Genomic DNA, 24,953 nt, shown 5'->3' on the forward strand with positions numbered 1-24,953 from the left:
CTAGGATATGGTATTTCGAAATAGTACCTTCGAACTAAGGAAATCCATAACCTAAATTCGTTTTCTTTTCCTATATAGTAATCACTCCTGAATTGCAGGTTTCCTAAAGTGCACGCCAAAAGTTGTGAATGCATACAAGTTCTTAGAACACCATTTGGAAAACCACCCGCTGAGAGATGATTATGCCCAAATTAAGTATAATTCGTAATTATTATGAACCCCTTAAATTTATTAAATCTCACGCTCAAGAGAGACCAATTGATGAACAGAACTTAATTGAATATTTAAATCAAACGTATCGTCATGCTTTAAGAAAAATATTACTCGCCTATCCCGCATCTTTTGCAGAAGATTCACCCATATTCGATTTGTGTATTGATGTGATCTTAAACAGCGACGATCTAACTCAAGTCACTGTGAAATGGATTGAAGCACAAATAAATAAAAATAAGGCTCTCAATAAACTAAAAAATTTACAATCAGACGACTCCGATATAAAAAAACTTCAATTAATCAAAACGGTCACCAAGGCGCATCAAGACAACTTGGTTATAGATAAATCCATTCTTTCTTTTATAAATAGTGCACTCATTTTTGAAGATCTTTTAAGTAAAGACTATACATACCGTATCTTTGCTTTTTCTGAACAAAACGCTTCCGAAAAGGCAGCTATTAACGCCCTGAAAGAAGCCTTACAAGAAAATCCAGTGGATCTTTTAGCGCATTTATCCACCTTGCGTAGCGGTAAATTAGGTGACGCGATTAGGCTCTTTGTAAAGCAAGGACTGGCAGATAATTTATTGGAAGGCCAAATTGTCCGCACGGTAAGTGAGTTCATCACAGCACTACATCAGCAAGTTAACTCTAATTCATCTCTCATCGCCGGTATGTGTTAATACCCAGATCACAAAGATTAATTAAGGAGAGTAAATAGATTTTGAACAACCAGGGTTCTCTTTAGGTTTACATACATTCAACAGAGGCTTTTTACTTAGATATTCGTCGGTCTTAAAAAAGGCAATGGCAGAATTTGGTGTTGCTAATTGGTTTTGTTCATATTGATGCAGTAAATTGCATAGTTCCGTATATCCTAATGCGGCTGCAAGTTCATGCAGTGATACAACAACTAAGGAGGATGCATCAATGGATTGATTTGGGTGATTTTTTTTACGAACTAATTCGTCCACTAAGCCTTCATCTATTTGTGCAGCACGTGCAAATTGATACAGGGAATCGACCTGGATGTTTAAGCTCATGGTTTGGGTTAGTGGGCAAGCAAGTAATTCTTTTACAACATCGATATGGTTGCAGCAAATGGCAATTAACATGGGAGTAATCCCTTTAGCATCCGATACAAGATTGGGATCAATGCCCTCTTTTATAAGACTTTTAGCCATGACGGGATCATTATCTAATGCGGTAAGAAGCAGTAAATGGGAACCTGATTGTTTCATTTTTGTTGCATTAATTTGATGTATTGATCGGAGTTCGGGGTGATTTTCCCATGCTGCCATGCGTTTTTTGAATTCTTCCTCATTTGATTTATTACAATAAATATTAGTTACAAACGCACATTGATTACCCGACGAGAATGCGTTAAATACGCTCTGGGCTATCTCTGGTACCTGCGCTCCCGGGATGCGTTCAGGTTCATGACTCCCGTTAATGAATAGCCATTGATCCAGTGCCGGATCATATCCCACCGTAAGAGCATGATCGCCACTGCCAAGAATTAAAGCAATTGGTTTTTTTATTCCATTTAATTCATTTTTGAGGGTTAGAAAATATTGAAATAATTCCTCAGGGCTATACCCCCCTATAAAACAGCTTATCCTGCTAATTCCACCATTTTGTTCCAGCTTTTTGGAAAGTACTCGCGGAGCACTGAGCAATGTATCTTGTTTTAACTGCGCGCCCTTTTCAAATAAAGGACCATGGAATCCAGGTCTCTGATATATTTCTACACCCTCAAAAAAAGCCATATACTCACGTTCTGGATTAGAAAACGCTGTTTCCAATGAGTCTAGCTTTTTTTTGCAGTCTTCTAATTGCTGCTTTATAAAAATAGCGTATAAAAATTCATTCTCTTTCCTGTTGAGTTCCCTTTTCAACTGACCGAAATCAATCTGCTCTACCTGTAACAAATCCAGGGACCATATTTTTCTCATCTCGCGAAGTTTATCGTCAAGATTTAACGTGTTTATTAAAGATTTTTTGGCTTCTTCTTGTAATTGCTGGCTAGGATTTACAACCTCTTTCTCCAACATATCGATAATTCTACGAATATCATCCCGTTCGTTATAAATATTGATAAGCTCTAAGAAACGTTTCTCCAATGGATTGAATTCTTCGGCGAGAATTGCTTGCATTCCCATGTTGGCAACACCAAAGCACATTCCGCCAGGATCAGGGTGATATCCTGATTCGTTCATCAACTCAACGAGCCAATCTTTATTCTCTTTATCTCTCACTTGTGGCACATTTGCCTACTTTTTCATCACATTATAAGAGATGCAAGCATAAAGCGTAGCTTGATGACTTGCAACCACCAACAATTGCAACCAAAACCCAGGGGCATCACGGTTACTTCTTTACAGGAACATTTTTTAACATGTCGCTAGATTCTTCCAGCGCATTATTAATTTTTGATACTACATCGTATTTAGAATGAAAAAATCTATTACGCCCGCTCTTTCCAACGGGTTGGGCTAAAATCTTCGCATCTTCTTTGGTAATTTCGGCTGCTTTAATATAAGTCTTAATCGATTGCCGCAAAGTTTTATCTAATTGAGAGATGATCTCGTAATAATTCTTTGATTCATCAATAGGCCTTGCAAAATTTCTCGTGAGTTGTTCCGTAGCACTCTGGATTTGTTTTATCTTGTTTTCAATAACCTGGTATTTTTCATTATCTACCCCATATTTTTTTTCTAATTTATTGCGTATTTTTATCAGGGCTCGTTCTAAATTTACTGCTGCACCAACAACCATTTGCTGTTTTTTCTGAAAAAGATCATAAACCTCAATAAGGTGTTCTTGAGTATTATATTTTCTGATGTAGTCGGTATTATAATTTCTAATCAAGCCAAAAGTGTGTTTGGAAGGATTAAAATTCTCTACCTGATTCGTATATGTGTCGGAAACTTCGTCATATTCCTGGTAGTAATTTTTAGTTCGAGAACGATATTCTGAAGCTGGATATACATCGTTCGACCAAGGATCGCAAATATAAGCTTCTTTACCCCAGGTTTCCGGTTTTCGAGGGTCACTGTCTTTTTGTCTTCCAACAACAAGTACCACATGATTTCCGCCTTGTAATTGAAAAACTTCTGCATTTACATGAGGGACATAATGAGCAATATAATCTAAAGCCAATTCGGAAAGCTCATTACAATTTCCAATCGAATATTTTTTACTGCACTGAATAGATTGATAAAACTCATAAACATAATAGTCAAACTCTAGCCAGGAACTTACAGTTTTTTGAGATTGTTCTCTTACATCTTTTACTGCGTCGCTAAGACTTTTTTTCTTATCAAGAGGATAAGAATTATTAATAAGTTGAGTTCCACCTTCTATAATAAATTCTCTTGCGTATTTATTAGCGAGAAGAGCAGCATCCTTATTTGAGTAAGGAACAATCGCCTTGGGCAACTTCATAACAATCAAAATTAAGCAGATTTAATTCAAATTATAGTTCAGTATGTTCCGTTTCTGGGATTATTTGATCAATTTGACGCCTAAATGTTCCTATCAAAATAAATTACGTATGCTTTGTTTTTCCATGAAGAAACGCCGTAATGCGAGTACTTAGGGCATCAGGAACTAACTTAGCAGAATACGCAAGCATCTTATTTATGATCCCAGGAATAATAAATAGTTTATTTTGTTTAAGGCCTCGATAGGCCGCTTTTGCAACGTATTCCGTAGATTTGACCCCAATAAGACCTCGAGCTAAAAAACTATTTTCCATCCCAGCTTTTTTAAAAAAATCTGACTGGGTAGGACCAGGACAAAGTATGGAAATTGTAACTCCTGTGCCTTTTAATTCATAAGCCAGTGCTCGTGAAAAGAATACTACATAACTTTTTGAGGCATAATACATGGCCATAAAAGGACCGGGTTGAAAGGCTGCAGTAGAGGCGACTTGAAGTATCTTACCTCGACCTTTTTGGATAAATTTTTTGACAAAATAATAAGTTAATTTAGTTAATGCCGCCATATTGAGTTGTATCATTTCATTTAAATACTTCTCATCCATAGAGGAAAAATCGCCCAGGTAACCAATACCTGCGTTAATAACCAAACAATCTACTTCTATATTAAGAGTCTCAATTTTCTTCACTAAAGCAGCAGGAGATTTAAGTGCGCTGAGATCCAGTGGAATGATAGTTACCTCGACCGGATACTTTTCTTTGATTTGAAGAGCAAGCTCTTCCAACAGACGCTGATTTCTCGCAGTTAAAATTAAATCATGACCTTGACTTACAAATTCAAACGCTAACGATCGGCCAATTCCTCTTGAGGCACCCGTGATGAGAGTCATCATTTTTAAAAACGTCGATTAATCACCTTTCCCTATATTATAGATGATTACTGCATCAGATCGTGGCCCCCCCAACAGTATGCTTCACCTAAATTTAAAAGACTTGAGATCGTTCTCTTCCAAATCACCCAAATAGATAGCGGGTTGTATTCCAATAGTGGAATCGGAAGTGTTAATTATCGTACCTATCTCCGTGTGAGCAGCTTTTTTTTCAACCTTAATAAAAAGGGTCCCCGGGCGAGCTACTAAATTAGGTTTTTCTGCGCCATCAGCGATAATCAGCTGTACATCCAAAGATATATTGTTGTCATTAACAAAATTAGATAAAGAGCTTTGTACACTATCGTAACAAATTTCCACGCCCAACTTCAGTCCAGAAAACTCCTTAACTAAGGTGTCCTCCATCCCTGATTTGAAAAAAATTCGACGTAAATCCAGGTAATTTAAAAAACCTTCATCAGTATAATCAAAATCATAATTTGTATGGGGATATCTTTTTTTGTATTTTTCTACCTGGCCACGATGGAAAAAATATGCCGTGTTGCGATAATAATTTTGTGAATCGTGCTTTGATTTTTTATACCAACAAAATGTTCCTGGAGCAATTAACATGTCTGTGTCTTTGGACAGTTCTTGTATTCTTTTTTTAAATAAATTTTTTTGCGTTTGAGAATAATATTTGTGATAACAGGTTTCGGATTGATCTTTAAAAAGATACTCCGGTGCTACAAATATTGCTCGCGGTGTTGCCATTGTAGGCGGCTTTAATTGTGTTTCTTCCTTTTTTAGCACTTTAAACATTATAGACCAGGGTAAGCTTGTTTTTTTACTTTTAGTAGAAGGATGATTCATTTCATTGCTAGCTGTTTCTTGCAGCGTTTTTTTAGCAAGAAGAATGCGTTTTTCTAAAATGTTTAACCGTTCCTCAAAAGAAGAAGAAAAAAACTCCTCATCGGGTTGAAATACAAAAACTTTAAAATTCGCAATTTCGCTTGAGAGGGAGTTGCTTTGCTTAGCTGTATTTTTAGGCGTGTCAATCACTTCTTTTTTATGACGCATACAGGAACCTTTAATGATAAAATGATAATTACCGTTTTGAGTTAAAAATTTACTAACTACATCAAATCATATCAACTGAACACATTTTAATCAATTATTCAAAGCAAATCAGCTACACCCGTGGACGGTATAATGCGTGTAAAATTCCTCTCTTTGATGACTGACCAATAGTCCTATATAATCCTACTTACATCATCATGGTTGGGTAAAGGATACCAATGTTTCAATCCATTTTAATATTTGCACTTATGACATTTAGCCTCATCGCTCAAGCAGCCCTCCCTGATGATCCAATTCAGCGCTGCTTAGATGTTAGAAGGTTCGCCGACTTCACCACACGACAGAAAATGGCCGCCAAAGAGCCCGGAGTGTTCCGCTTTAAATTTCATAAAATTTCAGCATCTGAGCTACCGTTAGATAATCCATCCGGCAATATGGGCGAAGTGATTAAAGCATTGAATAACCAGATTGAAAACTGCAAGAAACATCGAGGTGAATTTCAAGCAATGACCATCGCGGGTCATACATATAAACGACAAGAATGGTGTCATAATATCAACGAGAAAATGCTCGCTCTTGCAAAATCCGCCCGTGGCGATTTTCAAAAATATTTATCGAGCATCAAAACCGAATTTGACTGGTATAAAAGCGATGGCTGGCCCGAAAATCATGCAGGATTTAAAAAGGGTGAGTTTCAATTTACTGCTTATTATGCACCAGCTCCTGTTGAGGCACGCACCAAACGTGGCGGTGCATTTTTATATCCTATGTATAGTAATCCTGGTGTGGTGCATGTAGCTTCGGAATGCAAAAAATATAATTTGAAAGCGCCTCTTTGTGGGGTTGACCCACTCACTAAAATGGCACGTGGATTTTGTCTGAAGAATGCAGATGGCACATACTCAGTAGTGCCCGACCGAGAAGAGATTGAACACGGAGCTTTAAATCCCAAATATATACTTGGCTACGTTAAAGACCCAAATGATCCCGCTTTTTTAATGCTTGAAGGCTCTGGTTCATTAATTCTTGATGGCAAATTATTCCACATCAATTACGATGGGGCCAACGGCAGACCACGCACTATGCTGGGGCGCATAGTCCAATGCGCGCAAGATCCGACCTGCGGCGGGAACCTAGACACAATGGAACGGTGTGCTAAAGATCCTAAATGTCATGATGAAGCAAAATTACGCTGTAATGTGTCTAAAAAAATTAGACAAAGTGCAGCATCGGAACAGTTGATTCGCCAATATTTAGATAACCCGCTTAACCGTGATAAAGCTGCCGACTTGCGCAATCGAGATCAAAGCTATGTATTTTTTACTAAAGAAGATGGCGGCCCTTATGGTTCAGAAAATATTTCTCTAACCCCCCATGCTTCATGTGCAACAGACCACAAGGTAATCCCTGTGGGTATGAGTTTTATCTACAATTGCAAAAAATCGACATCTTGGTGCGTAGCCCAAGACACTGGGGGCGCTATTATGGGGGCTCATGTGGATGTTTATACGGGAGAGGGAGACCAGGCGGGTGTGGAAGCAAATCAGCTAAATCATCCAGGCTCATTGTATATAGCCCTTCCAAAACGTGGATAAAACTCAGAAAACTTTTCTTTAAACTCCAACGTAGCCTGGTTGTTCGCAACCAGGTTCAATCCAAGTTGCGCAATAATTCAAGCTTTGAAGGTATCTTTGAAATACCCATTTCTTAAATCCTCTTCAAAATCAGTTGGCCATATGGTTGCATAACCCGTATTGTACGTTTTGGTTATATCTGTGGCTTTGCACCTGATACTTACTTTCCCAAGTATAAGATAAGGATTTTGGGTGTAATCCGTTTCATCTTGCTCAATTAAGTCGAAATCATTCTCATCATACCCATAACGGGAGAGAATATCTTGATAATTATCAAATAAATCAGCTTCCATAATCTTAACTCCTCAAATTAAAATTATAGTACGTAAAACCTGCTTGGTTGCAACCAGACACATCCATACCGGCTAAGCACTCCTCCACTATTACCATATGAAGGGTATAAGCCGAGTTGTGACTTTTTTCTGATAGTCCGTATATCCGGGTAAATCATGTACGAGTATTTTTTCCTCATTTAAGATACGAGCAACTAAAAGGAATATGAAAATGGGAAGCAAAAGCAAAGTCCACAATGAACCGAGTGCAAGCGGCGTACCAATAAAAAGAAACAGGGCTCCAAAGTACATCGGATGACGAACCAATCCGTATAGGCCTGTAGTAATTACTTTCTGTCCTTTTTCCACACGAATATTGGCCGCAGCATAGGTGTTCACTTTTGAAACCAGATAGAACATGTAGAATGAGAACATCACGAACAGGTCACCGAGAATGGAAACATACCACGGCACTAATGACCATCCATTACGTACATCGAGCGGCGGTAGAAGGATCAGTCCTAGGCACGCAATATAGAGACAAAAGATAATTATTTTCTGAATAGGTTCCTTTTCATAGGCTATCCCGACTTCAGTACGCCGCTTAAGGAGAGCAGGATCATGTATTGCAAGATATATACTGTAGGCAGCAGATGCACTAATAATTACCACCAGATAAACCCAACCTTGCCAATAGTTTAGGGTACCTGCAGGAATAAAAAGAAGCGCCAGAAACACAAGGATTCCTAAAACTGAAGACCGAATCAGCTGTTTATAGAGAGCGTTCATATCTACTTCTTTTCGGAAGTTATCATTAAATTATAGAACTTAAGTTCTTCTAATACATAGCGCGCTTATGCAAATACAGCTATCAACATAGTCCTGGCTAGTTTCAAAAAATCTGGAATAAGAGAAACGCAGGTATGGTTTTGATCCAATCTTTGTTAAAGAAATATGGCAAATAAGACGCCATATTGATCGAAATAAATCAAATCATTATAATCAAAGTTTAGTTTGTAGAGGCTTTTGTGGATAACAAATTTGAACTAAATTCTAAACCATCTTCACGTAAGTTATTTTTAAGAACGGATAATTCACCCTGCATACTTCCTAAGACAGTGGAGAAATATAATGCAACTCCGGCTATGCATTTAAATCTGCTCCCTAGCAATATAACTGGATATGTCGATTCAGGTTATTTGAGTACTTTTGAATACAAAAAAGGGCTAGGATTGGACTCGACCCTGGAATATAGTACCAATTACAAATATATTCACTTTCTTTTTTTAGACTCGGAAATTGCAGAAGTTATTCAATTAACTGGGGGAACGAGTGGATTGACCCATGATGGAGAACAGACCCATTTAATCGCGACGGAGGGAACCGTTTGGGAACTTCCTTTTTATCAATCGGAAATTCCACAAATTTTTTATACCGACGGGGTAGAGGTAGAATTAGGATCCTTAAAAGTTCGCTCTGCTTTTGAAGTTCTTCTTGGTGGGAATTGGGCTGATTTTGCGGAAATCATTAGCATTGAAAGCATTCTTGCCCATACATTATTCAAACAAGCACGGGGTAAAAGTGAAGAGGAGTTCTACACGCTTTTATTACAACTTGCACACCCGTATGTCATTGGAAAAACAGAAGTCCAGCCAGAAGCTTATCAACTACGCTATGATACGGCCTCAGAAAAAGCCATTTTAATTAATTGGTGGAACCGTTTATCCAGTTCAAATAAAAATCAATTAATCATTTTTTATTCTAATCTTCACAATAAATCGCAGAGCTACCCTCAACCTAATGATTTCAAGTTTTTAAAAGAACTACATCAGTTATATACAACTAAAAATAAATTAGAACAAAATCATCCTGAAATGCGGAGTTATTTCCATCTCGTAGAATCGGCGATCGATAAATTCGACGCGCTTTGTCGAATTTATAAAATGTATGAAAATCCAAAACAAAGTTTTATTCGCATAGGGTTAATGGATATTCTCTCTGGTAATTTTCCTCAACAAATAACGCCAAATACTTTTCATGATTTATGCAATACTCTAGAGTCTTACATAGATTATTTAACATTGGAGACTCAATTTTGTCTGCTTGTTAGCGAGATCCATTCTTTAAAGTTAACCGTAGAAGAACAAGAAAAGTTATTCCCAACATTAGGTAAGTTTGTATCCATTATTGAATTGAACTGTAAAAAAGATATGGATAATTTGCATGCAAGGCTAGATCATTACCGCCACAATATGGCGGATATTAAAATAAATTTACCCAAAATTAGAGACGGTCTCAAAGCATATAAATATCAAAAACATTATGCACAGGCATCAAAAGTCTGCAATTTTTGTAATGAGCTACAAATAATAGAGCTTCCTACTGGCACCTTAGCGGAGTGGTTAAAAAAATTTTATATGACTCAAGCCAGTACCGTTTTTCAATCATGTGATGAATTCGAAGAAGTCATTACATATGGTAAATTAATGGATAGTTTGCTGAATCATGCAAAAAGATTGCATGATTCAATCATAAAGTTCAATAAAGCAGGTGAACTCGATCCCCCCTTCAAAAAATATTTTCTTATTGAATTACAAAATAATATCGTTTTTTCTATAGCATGTTTTAAAAAAATAAATGAACGAGATCCCTATCGCGCTGCTCAAGACATGGATTATAAAATTCAAAAGTTATCCAGTTGGACTACCATTCTTGCAAGGGGAAATTATAAAACAATTTATCCAGAATCAGCTCGAATGTTCTATGAGCCCTTTTTTAATCCTCAGAAAAGAGATAGAAATCAAAATGTATCCCAATACGAATTAGGAGGTTATTCCAAGAAAGGCCGGACTTAGTTTTTATAATGGGCTCTTTATTCGGGTGACTAATGAACCTTTTTTCGATTTATCTCAGCTATAAATAAAAATTCTTTACTAATTTGCGTTTTCTTGAATTAATAAATAATTAATAAAATATTCCTGATAAATTCTAGTGGTTTGAAATCAGAATAGAACCGATTCTCTCTTTGCAATTTTGGAGTCTTTATGTTCACTCGGCGGATGATGATAATTTTAGGATTCTTGTTTTGCACCCTAGCTTTCGGAGATAAAGTGCCTCCTATTGCTGCGAAAATAAATCAGGTTATTTATATCACTTTGGACGGTGTTCGCTGGCAAGATATTTATAATAATCAGCAATATTTGCCAAAATTTTGGCAAAAACATGCGAACAAAATTATGTTTTATGGAAACCCTAGGGATAATAAACCTATGTACACCGCTTCAGTACCGATAAGTCTTCCTTCATATCAAAGTCAAATGGCAGGGGCGGTTCAAGTCTGCGCAGATAATAAGTGCGGTAGAATTAAAGTTGAAACTTTGCCAGAAGCTATTATTCAGCAATTGCATCTACCTAAAAAGGATGTGGCAACTTTTTCTTCTTGGCCTGAGATTAAATATGCCGTGGAGCACATTCCCGGGACAACATACAATAATAATGGAAATGAATCAGTCTATGATCCTAACCATTTAAAACCCGATCAAGTAATGAAGGAATTGAACCAAAAACAACTTGAGGATCACCCTAAAGGCAATGATCGTTATGATCGCTACACGTTTGCCCAAGCATGGCATTATTTTATTACCTATCAACCTCGCTTTTTATGGATATCATTAAATGATGCCGATGAGGCGGCCCACGTCAATGATAGAACAGCCTATTACAAGGTATTGTCCTTTTATGATGGAGTACTCGATGAAATTTTGAGCTATTTAAAAAGTAAGGGGATAGACAAACAAACCCTGGTCATAATAACTACGGATCATGGTCGCGGGGATGGGAGCAATTGGGTACATCATGGCCCGGAATATCCCGAATCTAAGAAAATATGGGCCTTTGTGATGAACGGACAATTGGCCCGTGCTGCTGAAGATAAACAGAATAATCGCTATAGTTTATTGTCTATCCGTCCAACTATCGAAAAGGCATTAGGTTTAGAAACCCATAATGAAACAGTAAGCCACTGATTTATATTAATTTGAATAATCAGCTATATTTAAAGTACATCATCAAAAGGAACTGATATGGAACCTACGAATATTGATACGCTTCATCCCGATACAAAAATCATCCAACGCCATAGGGGATGGTTTCTAGGTTTTGGAATTTTACTCTTGATTTTTGGGATTATTGGCTTGGGAATGGACATCTTTTTAACCATAGTCAGCATGTATTTTTTTGCCGCCTTACTTTTAATTTCAGGATTATCGCACTTTGCTGATGCATTTAAACATAAAGAATGGAAAGGTACGGTTTGGCAAATTCTCGTAGCAATACTCTACATAATTGGTGCCGTTATTGTTTTATATGATCCTTTATTAGCATCAACTATCATTACAGCATTACTGGCATGGACGCTTATTGTTATTGGTATTGTTCGCATTAGCATGGCCATATCCTTACGAAATACGCATGGCTGGGGTTGGATCTTATTTGCTGGAATATGCTCCTTAATACTCGGTATTATGATTCTATCGCACTGGCCAATGAGTGGCTTATGGGTCATTGGGTTGTTGATTGCGATTGATATGATCATCAGTGGTTGGACTTACATCCTGATAGCAATCTCCCTACGTAAGGCATAGCCAGGATCTATCTCGCAGACATCGTAAGGAATTAATTCCCGCATCCGCGGGAAGAACCTTATAAGCAAGGACACGGTGCCTAAAAGAAAGTAACGAGCCCCCAGATTGTGATCCAACCTTTTTACCCGCAACGCTCAAAGCATCCTAAAATAGAAATACTCTTTCTTTAATTTCTGCTATTCTTCTTTTAGTTATATAAATATTAAATTTTCAAGGAATGAATAATTATGAAAACTCTACCTATAGTTGCTGCTCTTTTGACAACTTCCTCACTAAGTTTTGCTGCATCTATTTCCTCTATGAGTAAAGCGGAAGTGACGGAAGCCATTACTGATAAAACGATCACCACAATATCAGCTGCTACCCTAAATGATAAATTACTCGCCAATAGTTTTACCGGCTACTATGGTAAAGACGGTAAGATGATGGGGGCATTTGCGAAACCAACCGAGGGAGCTCCCCAAAACGATAAAGGAACCTGGCTTGTAAAAGAGGACGGCAGCGTTTGCATGACTTGGGAACACTGGTTTAATGGAAAGGAAGATTGCGTTTATTTTTATAAGCTTAATAATGGATTACTGGTTGTAGGAGCGAACCAAAATTTTGAGAGTGTGATCTTAAATTCTGATATTAAATCAGGTAATCAAACTGCAACCCCTCCTCAAACCAATCAATAATTATATTCTCTGATTGCGCTCTTTAGCAGCAATCAGAGAGTCGATACTCATTTCCAATATTTCAATGCCAAAATTGTGTGGATATATTTACTAATTGCTGCAATTTATTTAGCCCCGCTAAATCTGGGTTCTGCCATCAAAATTTCTTGATAAGAGCTAAAAAATAATGTAAAAGGCCACCATATTGAATAATTAGGAAAGAACGTGTTAAAAAAAATTTCTATAGGTTATTTGACTGGTTCACAAAAAGCTACCGAGAATCATCTATTATCAGATACGCTGGTACCAAAGACTCCCTTTACATGGGGACAAATGTTTTTTAAGCCTTACGAGTCGACCACAGAATATATTTATTGCGCTCGTCATACATTCATTTCTGCTGCTTTCCTTGGTTTGATTATTTTTGATCCTATGCGAGCAGTAGAAATTCCTTTGATAGTGTTGGGTGGGGTTGCGATATTATTTGGGGTAGAGACTGCTGGTAAAGCGATGGGTTCGAAGCAAATATCCTCATGGGCTTTTGAAGCAACAAATAATATAGTTCAACTTTTTTGCCAGGCCTTAATCGATCTTATTTTACTACCCGTATCTGCTATGGCTATGTTGACCCGGGTAGCTTCTACCGCTTTAAAAGAAAGAGGGATTTATGACTATGATGCCTCCTCATCGCAACCAGTAGAACATGCGATGGACCCGTTAACCCCCTAAATTTATGCTTTATAGAGTAGATAAGCAACGGTCTTAAATTGTTCATTCAATGCCGTTGCTTCAGCATAATAGACTGACTCAAATTATAGAAATAAACTATATACAATCAGAAATAAAACTTGTGCTGCAGTAACGGTTAATCCATTTTGTATCATTGCTTTGACATTTTCGCTTCCAGCAAAACCCATCGCAGCAAACATATTCGCCCCCGGATAAGCATAATTTGTAACACGGGTAGCAAAGATCATGCATAAAGCGAATGCGATCATGGGCAATTGCATTTGCAGCACACTTGGATAAAAGAGCTGATGCAACATTTTAATCGTTGCTTCCGCGGCCCCAGGCATGCCAAATGCACCGGTAAAGCCAATTAACATCGATAATATCGGCTTACCCCCTACATTAATTAAAGGAGTTAATAGTTCGGTTAAAGCACTAAATCCTCCTGCTTGATGAATTAAAACCATAAAAGGATCGAATAAAATAAATAAAAAGAAAAGATGTAAACTTTTACGCATTCCCTCAACGAATAACCTAAAAATTTGATTTAAGCTTAATTTGCTCACCAATCCTGTACTAAGCCCTAGAAATAACATAACAAAAATAACATAAGAAGTTTTCGCATGCGAAAATAGGCCATAACTCAAGCAAGCCATAAACGAAATCAAAAACAGTAGGGTAGTGCGCTTTTGTTGTTTACTGGGCACAAATGGCTCTGAAGTGTCCTCATCTTCGCAAGATTCATGCGCATACTTTTGTTGTAATCGATTCGCCATAACCCAGGTCGTAATTAAAGTAACCAGGGCCACCGGAAGAGATGCATAAAGCAGGACCGTCTGGTAATTTAGTCCTGTAACGCCCAATAAAGCCACGACTGGGGGGGCAAAAGGGCCAAGAATTAAAGCTTCCTCCGCTGAAGCCTGCATTAATACCGCCAAACTCGGTCGCGATAGTCCTACAGACCCAGCAATCGGACGTAAGCTGGGTGCTAAAATTGCCAATCCGCCCGCTAAAGTGCCCAGCAAACCTACAATAATAAAAGAAGAAAGCACAATGCCAATTTTAGCGCGTCGTTGGGTATTAATTCCAATCCCATACACAATTTGATGCACCAAAGTATGACTGACCTGGGTATGCGTTAAGAGCTCGCCCAATCCATGACCTAACATGATAATAAAACCCACTAAGGCCATGAAGGAGCCTAAAGCATTCGCCATAGAATTTCCAATGTCGATGGGGCTACTTAGATTCCACAAATAACCCAGTCCGACACAAATTGCAGTCGCTATTAAAGCATCGACATTGCGAAATAATAGTACCGCATAAAGAACAATAATGCTTAAACTGGCCAGCTGAATGTAAAATAACATTATTGGATCATCCCAATCTGATTTAATCCTTGGGTAATTCCTTCAATCCCCAAACCCGGCTTGTCTGACAAAATAATCTTACTGCCAATGCGTTGCGCTCCGCCAAGTACATAGTTGTCACGAATTAAATAAATAGGATCTAGGTCCGCATAGAGGATATCCGGCTTACTTAGAGCAAAACTCGCTATTGCAGCGATGCCAATGGGTGATTCCAGCATACAACCGACCATGATGTTCATGTGTGCTGTTTTAGCAATATTATAAATTGATTGCGCATTCTTAAGGCCACCTGATTTCATCAGCTTAATATTAACCCCATCACAGGCATTAATTTTTGCAAGATTCAGCGTATCTTCAGGAGAAAAACATGCCTCGTCGGCAATGATAAGACAATCAACCTGTTCACTAATCGCCTTTAAGTGCGCGAGATCTTGAGCATGAATAGGTTGTTCGACCAAGGGGATATTCAAATGTTGTTGTTTTAAAGAATTAATAACCATTAACGCATCTTCATAAGACCAGCCCTGATTGGCATCGACAAGTAACGTGATTGAATGACCTACCGCTTGGCGAATTGTACGGACGCGTTCAATGTCTTCAATTGGATTTACTCCTAATTTAATTTTTATAGTTTGATGCCCTTGCTGAACGAGCACAAGCGCATCCTGCACCATAGCGTCAATCTCTTTAAGGCTTATTGTAATACACGAGCTAATGCTATTCGTAGTACCACCCAATAATTTATAAAGGGGTAAACCTCTATGTTGGGCAAATAAATCATGCAATGCAATATCCATGGCAGCTTTCGCAGAAGTATTGCCGGCTATGGATTGATTATTCAATTGGAGTAATAAATTTAATTCAGCAATATTTCGCCCAATTAACTGGGGGCCGAGGATGGTTTTAATAGCAATGATAATCGATTCGGTACTGTCGCCAGTAATTGCTGGAGTTGACGCGGCGGAACCATAGCCCCAATGACCACTGTCTGTTTTTATCATTACCACTACATCTTCAACACATTCGGTACGTCTTACGGCAGTTATAAAGGGGCGAATTAAGGGAATGGTTAATTGCGCAATATGAATCTCCGTAATCTTCATCGAAGCACCTTTTTTGTGTGGGTCCATTTATAAGACATAGGGAATACCTTGTTTAATAACCTAGAATGAGTAATAAGTGTATATCGTCACATCATAACTTAATTATGGGTTTTGGAGACAAATAATTTGTAAGGTAAATCGCTATTGCTTTTTATGCATCAGATAGGTACCTTACTGTTTTTCATCTTTAATTCAGGAGCCCATATGAAATTCACCACTGCATTTAAGATGAGCTTTCTTTTTTTACTGATAAGCCTCTGCCTTTTTGAAGCACATGCTGTTCCTGTCGCACAATCTCCTAAAGAAGTTCGCATTCCTGAGTGCAAAGACATTCGCGTTCCTAACGCTGCAAACATACACATTAGTAATGAAGGAACTCTTTATCGTTTCCATTTTGCGCTTCCTGCTTGTGGGCATGCTTCCTATCAAAATTACTATCCCACAGCCTACATCGTTCAAGAACTTGTGGAAGATTTTTATAAAAGCGGAACGGTTAAACTCACAGTAACCCAAGACCCGCCCTCTCAGCCTCTCGCAAAGGACACCTTCCTGCTTGAAGTAGAACAATCACTGTTTGGCGATCGTTTTGCTTTTCGAGAAGAAGTTCAGCTCGTTTATGAGCGTAACTACATCCATATGGTAAATCAATCTCACATCATCCCTGGCAGTGTTCGTAAAGCGTTAGAGCCCTATCAATTTTTACGTGATATTCAGTGGAAGAATGATTGCCAACAAGAATCAGCAGGCTGGTGCTATACATGGAATGGATATTTTTCAATCACTTGGGAATGGGATGGCCATCAAAATATTGAGAAGATGAAAAAGGAGGTAATCCAGAACATTTTACCCCTAGCTTTTAGAGAAACTTATCTTCGGTACGAACGATACATCTATGAAGTAGCTAATCCTTAAAGTAATTGAAATAAAATATATAAACGAGAGGTGCAATAAGCAAAGCATGTACGGGGCAAGCAAGCACCTTTGTATCCTCCAAAAATTTGATTTCAAACCTTAATATTTGCATATTTATTTAACATTTTAATTGATTAATATCTGACCTCAAAATAAAATAAGTCTTCGATAGATATGGGTAGTTACCTGTACTTTCTATACTAAAAATACCAGAGGACTCTATGCAAAGTCATATTGAAATTACAGCTTTAAATCGTGGTGAGTTATTAAATCTGGCGTTGAGTAAGCTTATTAAGTATAAAAATGAACATCTTGATGAAGTGAATAAAGAATATAACTTTCAGCACCTGCCTTATGAAATAGAAGACCTAGCGGATCTTGTTTTTTTAAGAAGACATAAACCGCTCAATGGCTTATTCCCTTCCTCCCATTATATTTGTCACGTCAACAAGATGATCAAAGGAGTAGAACAAAGACTTGCTCAGTTTGAAAAGAGTAAAGTGATGATTGATCCAGTTATTGAGCAGTTGCAAGAAAAGTTAAATTTATCAATGAACGATGTGAATACCTTGAAAAAGCTCGTGTATATACCTCTTGATGACATGCCCTATGCTGAAGGTTTATCCTATGCAGCCTTGAATATCATTGAAGAACAAAACGTGCTTGAATGTGATTTGATTAAATCTAAGGTGGCTATCAAATTACTCGAACATGCGTTAACCCTTTCTATTAGAGATGAATCCGCCGGACTTTCAAAACGCCCTGCATTTCTGCTGGCAGAAATTTATGCAAATGCAAGAAAAGAGGTAATAGGCCTCGTTGAATTTAATCCGGAAAAAGCTTTGTTCTATTTAAAGGAAGCATCGAAACATGGCTCCGAAACTGCGAAAAAATTACTGTCAGAAAAAAACCCAGTGATTGCTCTCTTAAAACAAAATGGGATGGATATTAATGAATCAAACGCTTTATGCCCACTTAGGATGTTTACCCACCCAGATAGTCCAATAACAAGTCCCCCTCTCGAATCAGCGAATACCACTTACCCTCAATAAGATTAATGACATATGTTAAGAACGTAACCTCGTTGCAGCAACCAGGTTACACCCTAAACATCTGCGTATGCTTGGGTATTTTCAGATTTTTTTTAGGGATTTAACAAGAGATTTAATAATTATGAACTAAAAGACACCCATCAAAATCAAAAAAGTATCTTCGGTTATGCCCCGTTTTTTATCAAAACATATCAATCAACTTATTGCAAAAATAATTGAGTTAGCAGGTAGGGTCCTGACTCAATCTCATTCTTCTCCCCATAGTCTGTTCAAACTTAGCCTTTAAATGCTAAGACCAAAAATGCTTGAGGATCGTGTTTAAAATAATTTAATATCATCGAGGTCCTCAGCAATGCCTGTTGTGAGCTACTAAGTTAAGGAGCGTTATGATCGTTATTTTCGTCCATGGTTGGAGTGCCACGAATACCGATAGTTATGGGGAACTCCCTCAATGGCTTGAAAGTCAGAGCAAGAATCAAACACTGAATATTCGAGTGGGCAATATTTATCTCGGCCGTTATATCAGTTTTGACGATTCAATAACGGTTGACGATATAGCACGTGCATTTGATCAAGCCTTACGTGATGAAATTGCGGATAAGCTTGGCGATGGAGAACGTTTTGCGTGTATCACCCATTCAACTGGTGGGCCCATTGTTCGGAAATGGATGGATTTGTATTTTAAGAATAATCTTGAAAAATGCCCATTAAGCCATCTTATCATGCTCGCCCCCTCCAACCACGGATCTGCCCTTGCCCAACTTGGTAAATCCCGTTTAGGCCGCATTAAAAGTTTTTTTGAAGGTGTTGAACCAGGACAGCAAGTCCTTGACTGGCTTGAGCTCGGAAGCGATATGAGCTGGCAACTCAATGAAAGTTGGCTTGATTATGAATGCACTGCTCATGGAATCTATTCCTTTGTACTTACGGGCCAGAAAATTGATCGGCAACTTTATGATGCACTAAACTCCTACACGGGAGAAGCTGGCTCTGATGGGATAGTACGCGTAGCGGCTACAAATATGAATTATAGCTTGTTGAAATTACATCAGGAGGGAAATAATGGGGAAAATCTTGTTGTCTCCAAAATGATACGCTCAAAACCAATGGCATTTGGGGTTCTGCCTCGGCTTGCGCATTCCGGAAAAAATATGGGAATCATTCGAAGTGTTACTCTGGCTAATGCAGCAACCCACCCTACAGCAATATGGGTCCTGCGTTGTCTGCAAGTAAAAAATACCGCTGCCTATAATGCAATAGCAATAGAGCTCGATAAACTTACTAAAGAAACTCAGAATAATGAGCACATCGAAATGGTGAGCACACTTATCTTTAAGCGTGAGTACATCACCAATCGCTACTCTATGATTGTTTTTCGACTTATTGATGACCGAGGCAATCACCTTGCCGATTATGATCTTTTTTTAACTGCTGGACCAAAATATAGCGAACAGGCGCTTCCTCAAGGGTTCTTCGTAGATCGCCAGAGAAACCTAAATAATCGAGGAAAACTGACCTATTTTCTTGACTACGATATTATGGAAGCCGGGATTAATACACCCCAAATGCAAGGTCATCTTGGATTCCGGATTAGGGCTTACCCAGAGTCAAGTGCCCAAGCCCTTGCCTATTATAAAGTACTTGATTTTCATTCCTCGCTTGCGGATATGAACCAAATCATCCATCCCAACGAAACCGTAATGGTTGAGATCATGCTTCAGCGACGCGTAGATAAAGCAGTTTTTCGTATTACTAATAATCTAACTCCAGCAAAAATTAGTGGGAAACCTACTGGTGAAAAAGTAGATTAGGTTTTTCTGCATTTGCAAACGCACCTATGAACTTGAAAACCCTGGTTGCTCTGCACCAGGCTACGCTTTAATTAATTGAAGAAACTCAAATACTCTTCTTCAGTAAACGTTTTAATAGGCTCATTGGAATTAGAATCATGGAACATGGATTGAGCACGTGGAGCAGCCAGTTTCGTGACCTCCTGAGTCGTACCCGACTTTTGCTGAGTAGACATAAAAGGAAGAGGTAGAGCATCAGGTTTAGGAACAATAGTCTTACCCTCTATACAAATATTAGGATAAGTTAGCGGATCAGTCATTGGAACCACGGTGTTTTTACTATTAAATGGAGATACATATATAGGCTTTAGATGGGTTCCCGTTGGAGCAAATTGGGGTGGGAAAAACCTTTGAGTGGTCCTTCCTTGTAACTTTAAAAGATTAGGCTGATTCCTTAATTTTACTTTTTCATCCCATGCAAGATACATTTTGTCTACAACAAGGGTTCGTTGTTTAGACTGTTTATCAGCAAGACCTTGCTTGGTTAAATCATTGACTAATGACACCTGTATTGGCGTACCATAAATTTGTTCTAAATAGTCTCTGGAAGCAATTAAAATAGGTCCCTCACACACTAGAGTAATATGTTCACTATTAGTCACCAGCGGAGTTTCCTTTTGTTTCTTTTTTTCATCCTCTTTAATTTTTGTTTCCAGCATTTTCGCAATTTTATGACTTGAACATCCATAGGCTGTAAACATTGAGCGTCCATGATGAGACTTGGCAGGTAGCCAAAGTACACTAAAATTATCACTCGGTGAAAAGAGTCCATTAAAATTATATGCTTCTTTTACTTGAGCACTCGTCTTATTCCTTTTAGTATATGAAGTAGCGCCTAAATATTCCTCCGAAAAATCAATGAGATCCTCTGTCATTGATTCAGCTAAAATAGGTTTAATTGTTAGTGAGTTTTGGTTGTTATTTACGATAATCATACGGATATGTGAGTTATCATCATCACCCATATTTGACGTGTATATAAAGAATGATTTATTTTCACATTGGTTCTCTTTGGGTACTTCTTCAACTTTCCCGTCAAAATACCTTTCTAAAAAATTCGTTGAAGCAATGACATAATTTCTATGAGTTTCTAGATAGTAATCGAGAAATGCAGGGGGGTGTACCCCTACTAGATCCACATCCATAGAATAATCAGTCGTGAATGCTAATTTAATATTTTCCATCATCTTCTGAGCTTCTTCTGACGAACTGCATTCAAAAACGCACAGATTATCCTCCTCATCTAAGGGAGATTTGGATTCACTAACTATCCATTTAGTTAATGTAAGGTTTATCCCTGTAACAGATATAACTTTCATATATGACTCTCTTATTTATTTGGATTTTATTCGTTAAACAACACATATATTGGAATTAAAAATGAATTAGTTAGAACATAAAATTGACAAAAGCTTTACATTTGCACACAAAAAGCGCAAATATAGCAGACAAATTAATTTATGAACAATAAAATTAAAGCCTGGCGCGAGTCGTGTGTTTCTAGAAAACCGTTTACTTGCTGAAAATTCAAGAATTTATAAAATAGATGATACTGCTTGACCTTGCCGCAACGTTAACCCTTATTGTGTCTCTTGTGGCTTAAGAGGAATACGATATGAGGTATACAATTAAACAATTAGCTAAGCTTTCAGGTATCAGCACCCGAACTTTACGCTTTTATGATGAAATTGGTTTATTGAAGCCTGCATTTTATGGCGATAATCAATATCGTTATTATAAGGAAGAGCAGGTACTTTTACTCCAGCAAATTCTGTTTTTTCGTGAACTTGAGTTTCCTCTTAATCACATTAAGAAAATTTTGAGCTGTAATGATTTCGACAAAATAAAATCATTACAACAACAAAAATCTTCTTTGCAATCTCATGTTGAGCGAACACAAACACTCATACAGACGATTGATAAAACCATTTCCCATTTAAGAGGACAATATAAAATGAATATTGAAGAAATGTTTGAAGGTTTTGATCCCATCCAGCAACAAGAACATGAAAAATATCTAGTTGAATCTGGGGTACTTTCAGAGCAACAAATTGATGACAGTTGGAAAAAAGTTTCTCATTGGAAAAAGCCCGATTGGGAGGCATTTAAAGCTTCCGGGGAGCAATTAAATCGTGCACTTGCTGATGCAATAAGACAAGGCCTTAAAATAGACTCAAAAAAGGTTCAGGACCTTATACAACAGCATTATGATTGGGTGAATAATTGTTGGACCCCAACAAAAGAATCTTACATAGGGCTTGGACAAATTTATTTGGACCACCCGGATTTTCGTGACTTCTTTAATAAGTATCATCCTGATTTAGTTGAGTTTTTGACTGCAGCAATGGAAGTATATGCAAATCGTCATTTATCTTAATTTGCTTGCCTACCGCAAAAGTAGGCAAGTTTTATATTAGAGGAGCAAACAAAAGCCAAAAAATGAACAGTCTTAATTGTGCAGAGCGTAGGTACTTTCTTTTTCGTGACGTTGATCGTTCCCAAAGCACTTCTGCAAAAATGAAAAGAACCATTCAAGAAAAATAAAATTGAGAAAAGAAGGTTTTTTAACAATATTGAAAGAGCGTGTATAATCCTCATTCGTGTTTTCTCCGAAGACTATAAGTATGTTGTGCAAATCACCCTTTTCATAAATTGACCGCCCATGAAGAATCGTCTGTAAATCTTGGATCACACTGGACATACTTTTTCTATCAGGAGTTGAACGAGTACTTTTAGAATTAATACTGGGCACAAAAATACTTCTTGATTCCCCAAAATAAAAATCAGCGACCTCTTTACCGTACGAAGTAAATGATTGTCGTGCGTAACGCTTTAACAAATAATCAGCATTCGTATAATCTTCTAGAAATCCTGCATCTTTCCAAGCTTGTCGCCAATAATGCAAACCTTTGCCGCTCATATTAACAAATTGCCCAAATAATGATATTTGTTGCATTGTATTGAAATAATAAATTGATTGTCAAACTTGATTTAGGATCTGGAAAATTTTATAGCCATTCTCATCAGCAAGAATGGCTTCAATGTAGGTTGTTTTGCTATTTCAGTTGTTCTAATTTCTGTAGATCAGTTTGTTTGTTATGGATGGATTTCAGAATTTCTCTCATCTGAGGATTATGGCTACATTTGAGTAAGAACGACGTCATTTGCATTCCTCCTTTAAAATGATCGCTCATTTCACTGATATACATATCATCGAACTCCTTACCCGAAAGGTTATCAAACGACTTCATTTCCATAGGCTTCATTCCAGGAATTTGATAATTGGCTTCAGAAGTCGCAGGTAATTTACTAAGTAATCCTTTCATCTTAGTAACCTCATTATTTTGACGTTCGAGCATTTTCTTTGTAATAGCCACAATTTTTGGATTTTGAGATTTTTTTATTGCCAGTTCCATTATTTGTATCCCTTGTTGATGATGGGTAACCATCATTTGCAAGTATTCTTTTTCGAGTGCTGCAGTTTGTTTCTTACCTTTAGGACATTGATTTTCACTCATATTCATCTGTCCCATATTTGATTGATCCATTGCAAAAACACATGAACTTATTAGTGTCAGCCCTAAAAGTATTGAACACTTCTTCATTTCCCTATCTCCTAATTATTTAAAGGACATTAAAATTATAGGTCATTACTACCAAATTGGTACTTTTCGCAACAGAATCTATCATAAAGTAAATTTCAAGCCTAAATACAGGTTGTGGCTTGTTGCTGCAACAAGAGTTGCATGTTAATCATCTAATTATATTGACTTTTATTTGACCAAAAACTCCAGTGAGCAAGCAACCTACTAACTCAGGATATCCTGGGAGTGTTGGTTTTAATTTGGGGAAAACCGTCTTACATCAAAAGTCAGTAATTTAAAATAATCATAGGACATATAAAACTCCCCCTTATTGCCCAGGTTACTCCCCCAGGAATTGCGTAAAGTTAATAATCCCTTGTGTTTCTGGCCGTAATTATCAACAGCAACTGCATCATCATCGTACCCTGTAATGATCATCCCATGTGCCGCTTGTACGCTTGGCAAGCCAATCATTACATCTGAGGTGATTAACCAGGTGTCATTGTTGCTTTTATAATTTCCAACAGCACCCACAACTCCTATATCAAGGCGCGGTATCATAACCGCAAAAACCGATCGGTCACCGGAGATAAGCGCCTTTTTTACTTCATTTAAGGTCCAGGTAGAACTAATTCTCCAATATATATTGGACCAGTTAACCTGTTTACCGATGATCAATTCACTCATTGTGCTATATTCTTCGGGTTCTATAAAAGAATCCGGTTTCTTATTAGAATGAAGAGGATATTCAGTCAATCCACCACACCCTATTGTTGTTTGTTTGTCTTTATTTACAACTCCATACTGTTCAATCTGATTTATTACCGAGATAGGATAATTTCCATCCCAACCACTAAGAGCATAACCATGATCTTCCAGATAATTTCCGAGCTGTAAATGACAAAGTTGGCTAATATAATCTCCATGACCTATAACCGCATCAAGAGCACCCGTTATGGCAAATGTGATGCATGTTCCATGAGGTCCCTGGTCTAAAACAGGAACCTCGTTCATAGCCAATTGAACCCTTTTAGGAGTTTCATTATTTTGCAATGAAGGTGAGACCTGAGAAGGATTTTTGACAATATTTTTAATTCGTCCCTCCAGTAGCGTTTGAGCATCCTGAGACAGCTCGACTTTAAGCAATTGGATGACTTTTGGCTGATTTAACCCGCGGTGCGCGGACGAAGATTCGGTAGGCAGCTGTATGGAATGTTTTATGGAGCCAATAACATGAACATCGCCTGCAATGGCCCCTTTAATTATCAATAAGGATAAAACAGCCACTTGCAGTAAGGAGGTTAAAGTTTTTGCTGGTTTCATAATAATCGACAATAATAAGTAATAAGGAACTGATTATTTTCTTTTATGAATCAATTTGCAACCTATGTTTACGTCCTTAAAATCAATAAAAATGATTAATCCAGGGTTCGGAAAAGATAATTTTTTAGTTATATGACACCCGAAAATTATTTACACGAATAAAACCCTGCATGATTAATCAATAATAATTCCATTCTGTGTTAAGCTTTGACTCATAGGT

The 24,953-nt window shown here is 37.6% G+C and carries 23 protein-coding genes; 11 read left to right on the forward strand and 12 right to left on the reverse strand.

All coding sequences use genetic code 11. The features are described from left to right. Positions 1-182 precede the first annotated feature (182 nt). Entirely contained in the window at positions 183-896 is a 714-nt protein-coding gene (locus tag HBNCFIEN_RS14935) for a hypothetical protein (protein ID WP_182391850.1), read from the forward strand. A 21-nt stretch (positions 897-917) separates the two neighbouring features. Here HBNCFIEN_RS14935 and HBNCFIEN_RS14940 read toward each other — a convergent pair whose 3' ends face one another. The 4 genes from HBNCFIEN_RS14940 to HBNCFIEN_RS14955 form a co-directional block, all read right to left on the reverse strand. Further along, the gene (locus HBNCFIEN_RS14940) at positions 918-2,480 is read right to left on the reverse strand and encodes an ankyrin repeat domain-containing protein (RefSeq protein ID WP_182391851.1); all 1,563 of its coding nucleotides are present in this window, start codon (positions 2,478-2,480) and stop codon (positions 918-920) included. A 103-nt stretch (positions 2,481-2,583) separates the two neighbouring features. Beyond that, positions 2,584-3,660 carry a hypothetical protein gene (locus HBNCFIEN_RS14945; RefSeq protein ID WP_182391852.1) on the reverse strand — a complete coding sequence of 359 codons (1,077 nt, stop codon included), beginning with the start codon at positions 3,658-3,660 and terminating at the stop codon, positions 2,584-2,586. 103 nt (positions 3,661-3,763) lie between these two features. After that, positions 3,764-4,549, reverse strand: a complete 786-nt coding sequence (locus HBNCFIEN_RS14950) for an SDR family oxidoreductase (protein ID WP_182391853.1) — start codon at positions 4,547-4,549, stop codon at positions 3,764-3,766. Between the two features lie 81 nt (positions 4,550-4,630). Continuing rightward, positions 4,631-5,605, reverse strand: coding sequence for a hypothetical protein (locus HBNCFIEN_RS14955; RefSeq protein WP_182391854.1), 975 nt, complete (start codon positions 5,603-5,605; stop codon positions 4,631-4,633). Between the two features lie 218 nt (positions 5,606-5,823). On the opposite strand from HBNCFIEN_RS14955, the gene HBNCFIEN_RS14960 reads away from it, so the two are divergent. Then, positions 5,824-7,200, forward strand: coding sequence for an MltA domain-containing protein (locus HBNCFIEN_RS14960; protein ID WP_182391855.1), 1,377 nt, complete (start codon positions 5,824-5,826; stop codon positions 7,198-7,200). A gap of 77 nt (positions 7,201-7,277) precedes the next feature. On the opposite strand, the gene HBNCFIEN_RS14965 is transcribed toward HBNCFIEN_RS14960, so the two are convergent. Together HBNCFIEN_RS14965 and HBNCFIEN_RS14970 are read right to left on the reverse strand one after the other, a co-directional pair. Further along, positions 7,278-7,532: a hypothetical protein gene (locus HBNCFIEN_RS14965; RefSeq protein WP_182391856.1), complete on the reverse strand. Its 255-nt coding sequence runs from the start codon at positions 7,530-7,532 to the stop codon at positions 7,278-7,280. 90 nt (positions 7,533-7,622) lie between these two features. Further along, the gene (locus HBNCFIEN_RS14970; RefSeq protein ID WP_255464242.1) at positions 7,623-8,249 is read right to left on the reverse strand and encodes an isoprenylcysteine carboxylmethyltransferase family protein; all 627 of its coding nucleotides are present in this window, start codon (positions 8,247-8,249) and stop codon (positions 7,623-7,625) included. 290 nt (positions 8,250-8,539) lie between these two features. Between HBNCFIEN_RS14970 and HBNCFIEN_RS14975 the strand changes: the two genes are divergently transcribed. From HBNCFIEN_RS14975 to HBNCFIEN_RS14995, 5 genes are all read left to right on the forward strand, one after another. Further along, positions 8,540-10,366, forward strand: coding sequence for a hypothetical protein (locus tag HBNCFIEN_RS14975; RefSeq protein WP_182391858.1), 1,827 nt, complete (start codon positions 8,540-8,542; stop codon positions 10,364-10,366). A 189-nt stretch (positions 10,367-10,555) separates the two neighbouring features. Then, positions 10,556-11,536 carry an alkaline phosphatase family protein gene (locus tag HBNCFIEN_RS14980; RefSeq protein WP_182391859.1) on the forward strand — a complete coding sequence of 327 codons (981 nt, stop codon included), beginning with the start codon at positions 10,556-10,558 and terminating at the stop codon, positions 11,534-11,536. Between the two features lie 57 nt (positions 11,537-11,593). Next, the gene (locus tag HBNCFIEN_RS14985; RefSeq protein ID WP_182391860.1) at positions 11,594-12,154 is read left to right on the forward strand and encodes an HdeD family acid-resistance protein; all 561 of its coding nucleotides are present in this window, start codon (positions 11,594-11,596) and stop codon (positions 12,152-12,154) included. 227 nt (positions 12,155-12,381) lie between these two features. Next, positions 12,382-12,831 carry a hypothetical protein gene (locus tag HBNCFIEN_RS14990; RefSeq protein ID WP_182391861.1) on the forward strand — a complete coding sequence of 150 codons (450 nt, stop codon included), beginning with the start codon at positions 12,382-12,384 and terminating at the stop codon, positions 12,829-12,831. Between the two features lie 204 nt (positions 12,832-13,035). Next, positions 13,036-13,539: a hypothetical protein gene (locus HBNCFIEN_RS14995; protein WP_182391862.1), complete on the forward strand. Its 504-nt coding sequence runs from the start codon at positions 13,036-13,038 to the stop codon at positions 13,537-13,539. Between the two features lie 83 nt (positions 13,540-13,622). Here HBNCFIEN_RS14995 and HBNCFIEN_RS15000 read toward each other — a convergent pair whose 3' ends face one another. After that, entirely contained in the window at positions 13,623-14,909 is a 1,287-nt protein-coding gene (locus tag HBNCFIEN_RS15000; RefSeq protein WP_182391863.1) for a Na+/H+ antiporter NhaC family protein, read from the reverse strand. Then, the gene (locus HBNCFIEN_RS15005) at positions 14,909-16,012 is read right to left on the reverse strand and encodes a dipeptide epimerase (protein WP_182391864.1); all 1,104 of its coding nucleotides are present in this window, start codon (positions 16,010-16,012) and stop codon (positions 14,909-14,911) included. Before HBNCFIEN_RS15005 ends, HBNCFIEN_RS15000 begins: the two co-directional genes overlap by 1 nt. A gap of 204 nt (positions 16,013-16,216) precedes the next feature. Here HBNCFIEN_RS15005 and HBNCFIEN_RS15010 point away from each other — a divergent pair, with 204 nt between their 5' ends. The 3 genes from HBNCFIEN_RS15010 to plaB all read left to right on the forward strand — a co-directional run bounded on the left by HBNCFIEN_RS15010 (position 16,217) and on the right by plaB (position 19,787). Next, positions 16,217-16,924, forward strand: coding sequence for a hypothetical protein (locus tag HBNCFIEN_RS15010; RefSeq protein WP_182391865.1), 708 nt, complete (start codon positions 16,217-16,219; stop codon positions 16,922-16,924). 221 nt (positions 16,925-17,145) lie between these two features. Further along, complete coding sequence (locus tag HBNCFIEN_RS15015; protein WP_182391866.1) at positions 17,146-17,976, forward strand: hypothetical protein; 831 nt, start codon at positions 17,146-17,148, stop codon at positions 17,974-17,976. A 386-nt stretch (positions 17,977-18,362) separates the two neighbouring features. Next, positions 18,363-19,787, forward strand: coding sequence for a phospholipase PlaB (gene plaB, locus HBNCFIEN_RS15020; RefSeq protein WP_182391867.1), 1,425 nt, complete (start codon positions 18,363-18,365; stop codon positions 19,785-19,787). A gap of 71 nt (positions 19,788-19,858) precedes the next feature. Here the strand turns inward: plaB and HBNCFIEN_RS15025 are convergent, their stop codons facing one another. After that, entirely contained in the window at positions 19,859-21,145 is a 1,287-nt protein-coding gene (locus tag HBNCFIEN_RS15025; protein ID WP_182391868.1) for a hypothetical protein, read from the reverse strand. A gap of 296 nt (positions 21,146-21,441) precedes the next feature. On the opposite strand from HBNCFIEN_RS15025, the gene HBNCFIEN_RS15030 reads away from it, so the two are divergent. Next, entirely contained in the window at positions 21,442-22,203 is a 762-nt protein-coding gene (locus HBNCFIEN_RS15030; protein ID WP_182391869.1) for a MerR family transcriptional regulator, read from the forward strand. Between the two features lie 72 nt (positions 22,204-22,275). Here HBNCFIEN_RS15030 and HBNCFIEN_RS15035 read toward each other — a convergent pair whose 3' ends face one another. From HBNCFIEN_RS15035 to HBNCFIEN_RS15045, 3 genes are all read right to left on the reverse strand, one after another. After that, on the reverse strand, positions 22,276-22,746 hold the full coding sequence (locus tag HBNCFIEN_RS15035; RefSeq protein ID WP_182391870.1) for a hypothetical protein: 471 nt from the start codon (positions 22,744-22,746) through the stop codon (positions 22,276-22,278). A 136-nt stretch (positions 22,747-22,882) separates the two neighbouring features. Further along, entirely contained in the window at positions 22,883-23,431 is a 549-nt protein-coding gene (locus HBNCFIEN_RS15040; protein WP_182391871.1) for a DUF305 domain-containing protein, read from the reverse strand. 234 nt (positions 23,432-23,665) lie between these two features. Beyond that, the gene (locus HBNCFIEN_RS15045; RefSeq protein WP_182391872.1) at positions 23,666-24,733 is read right to left on the reverse strand and encodes a C1 family peptidase; all 1,068 of its coding nucleotides are present in this window, start codon (positions 24,731-24,733) and stop codon (positions 23,666-23,668) included. Positions 24,734-24,953: the final 220 nt, after the last annotated feature.

This window comes from Legionella sp. PC997 (assembly GCF_014109825.1).
GTDB lineage: Bacteria > Pseudomonadota > Gammaproteobacteria > Legionellales > Legionellaceae > Legionella.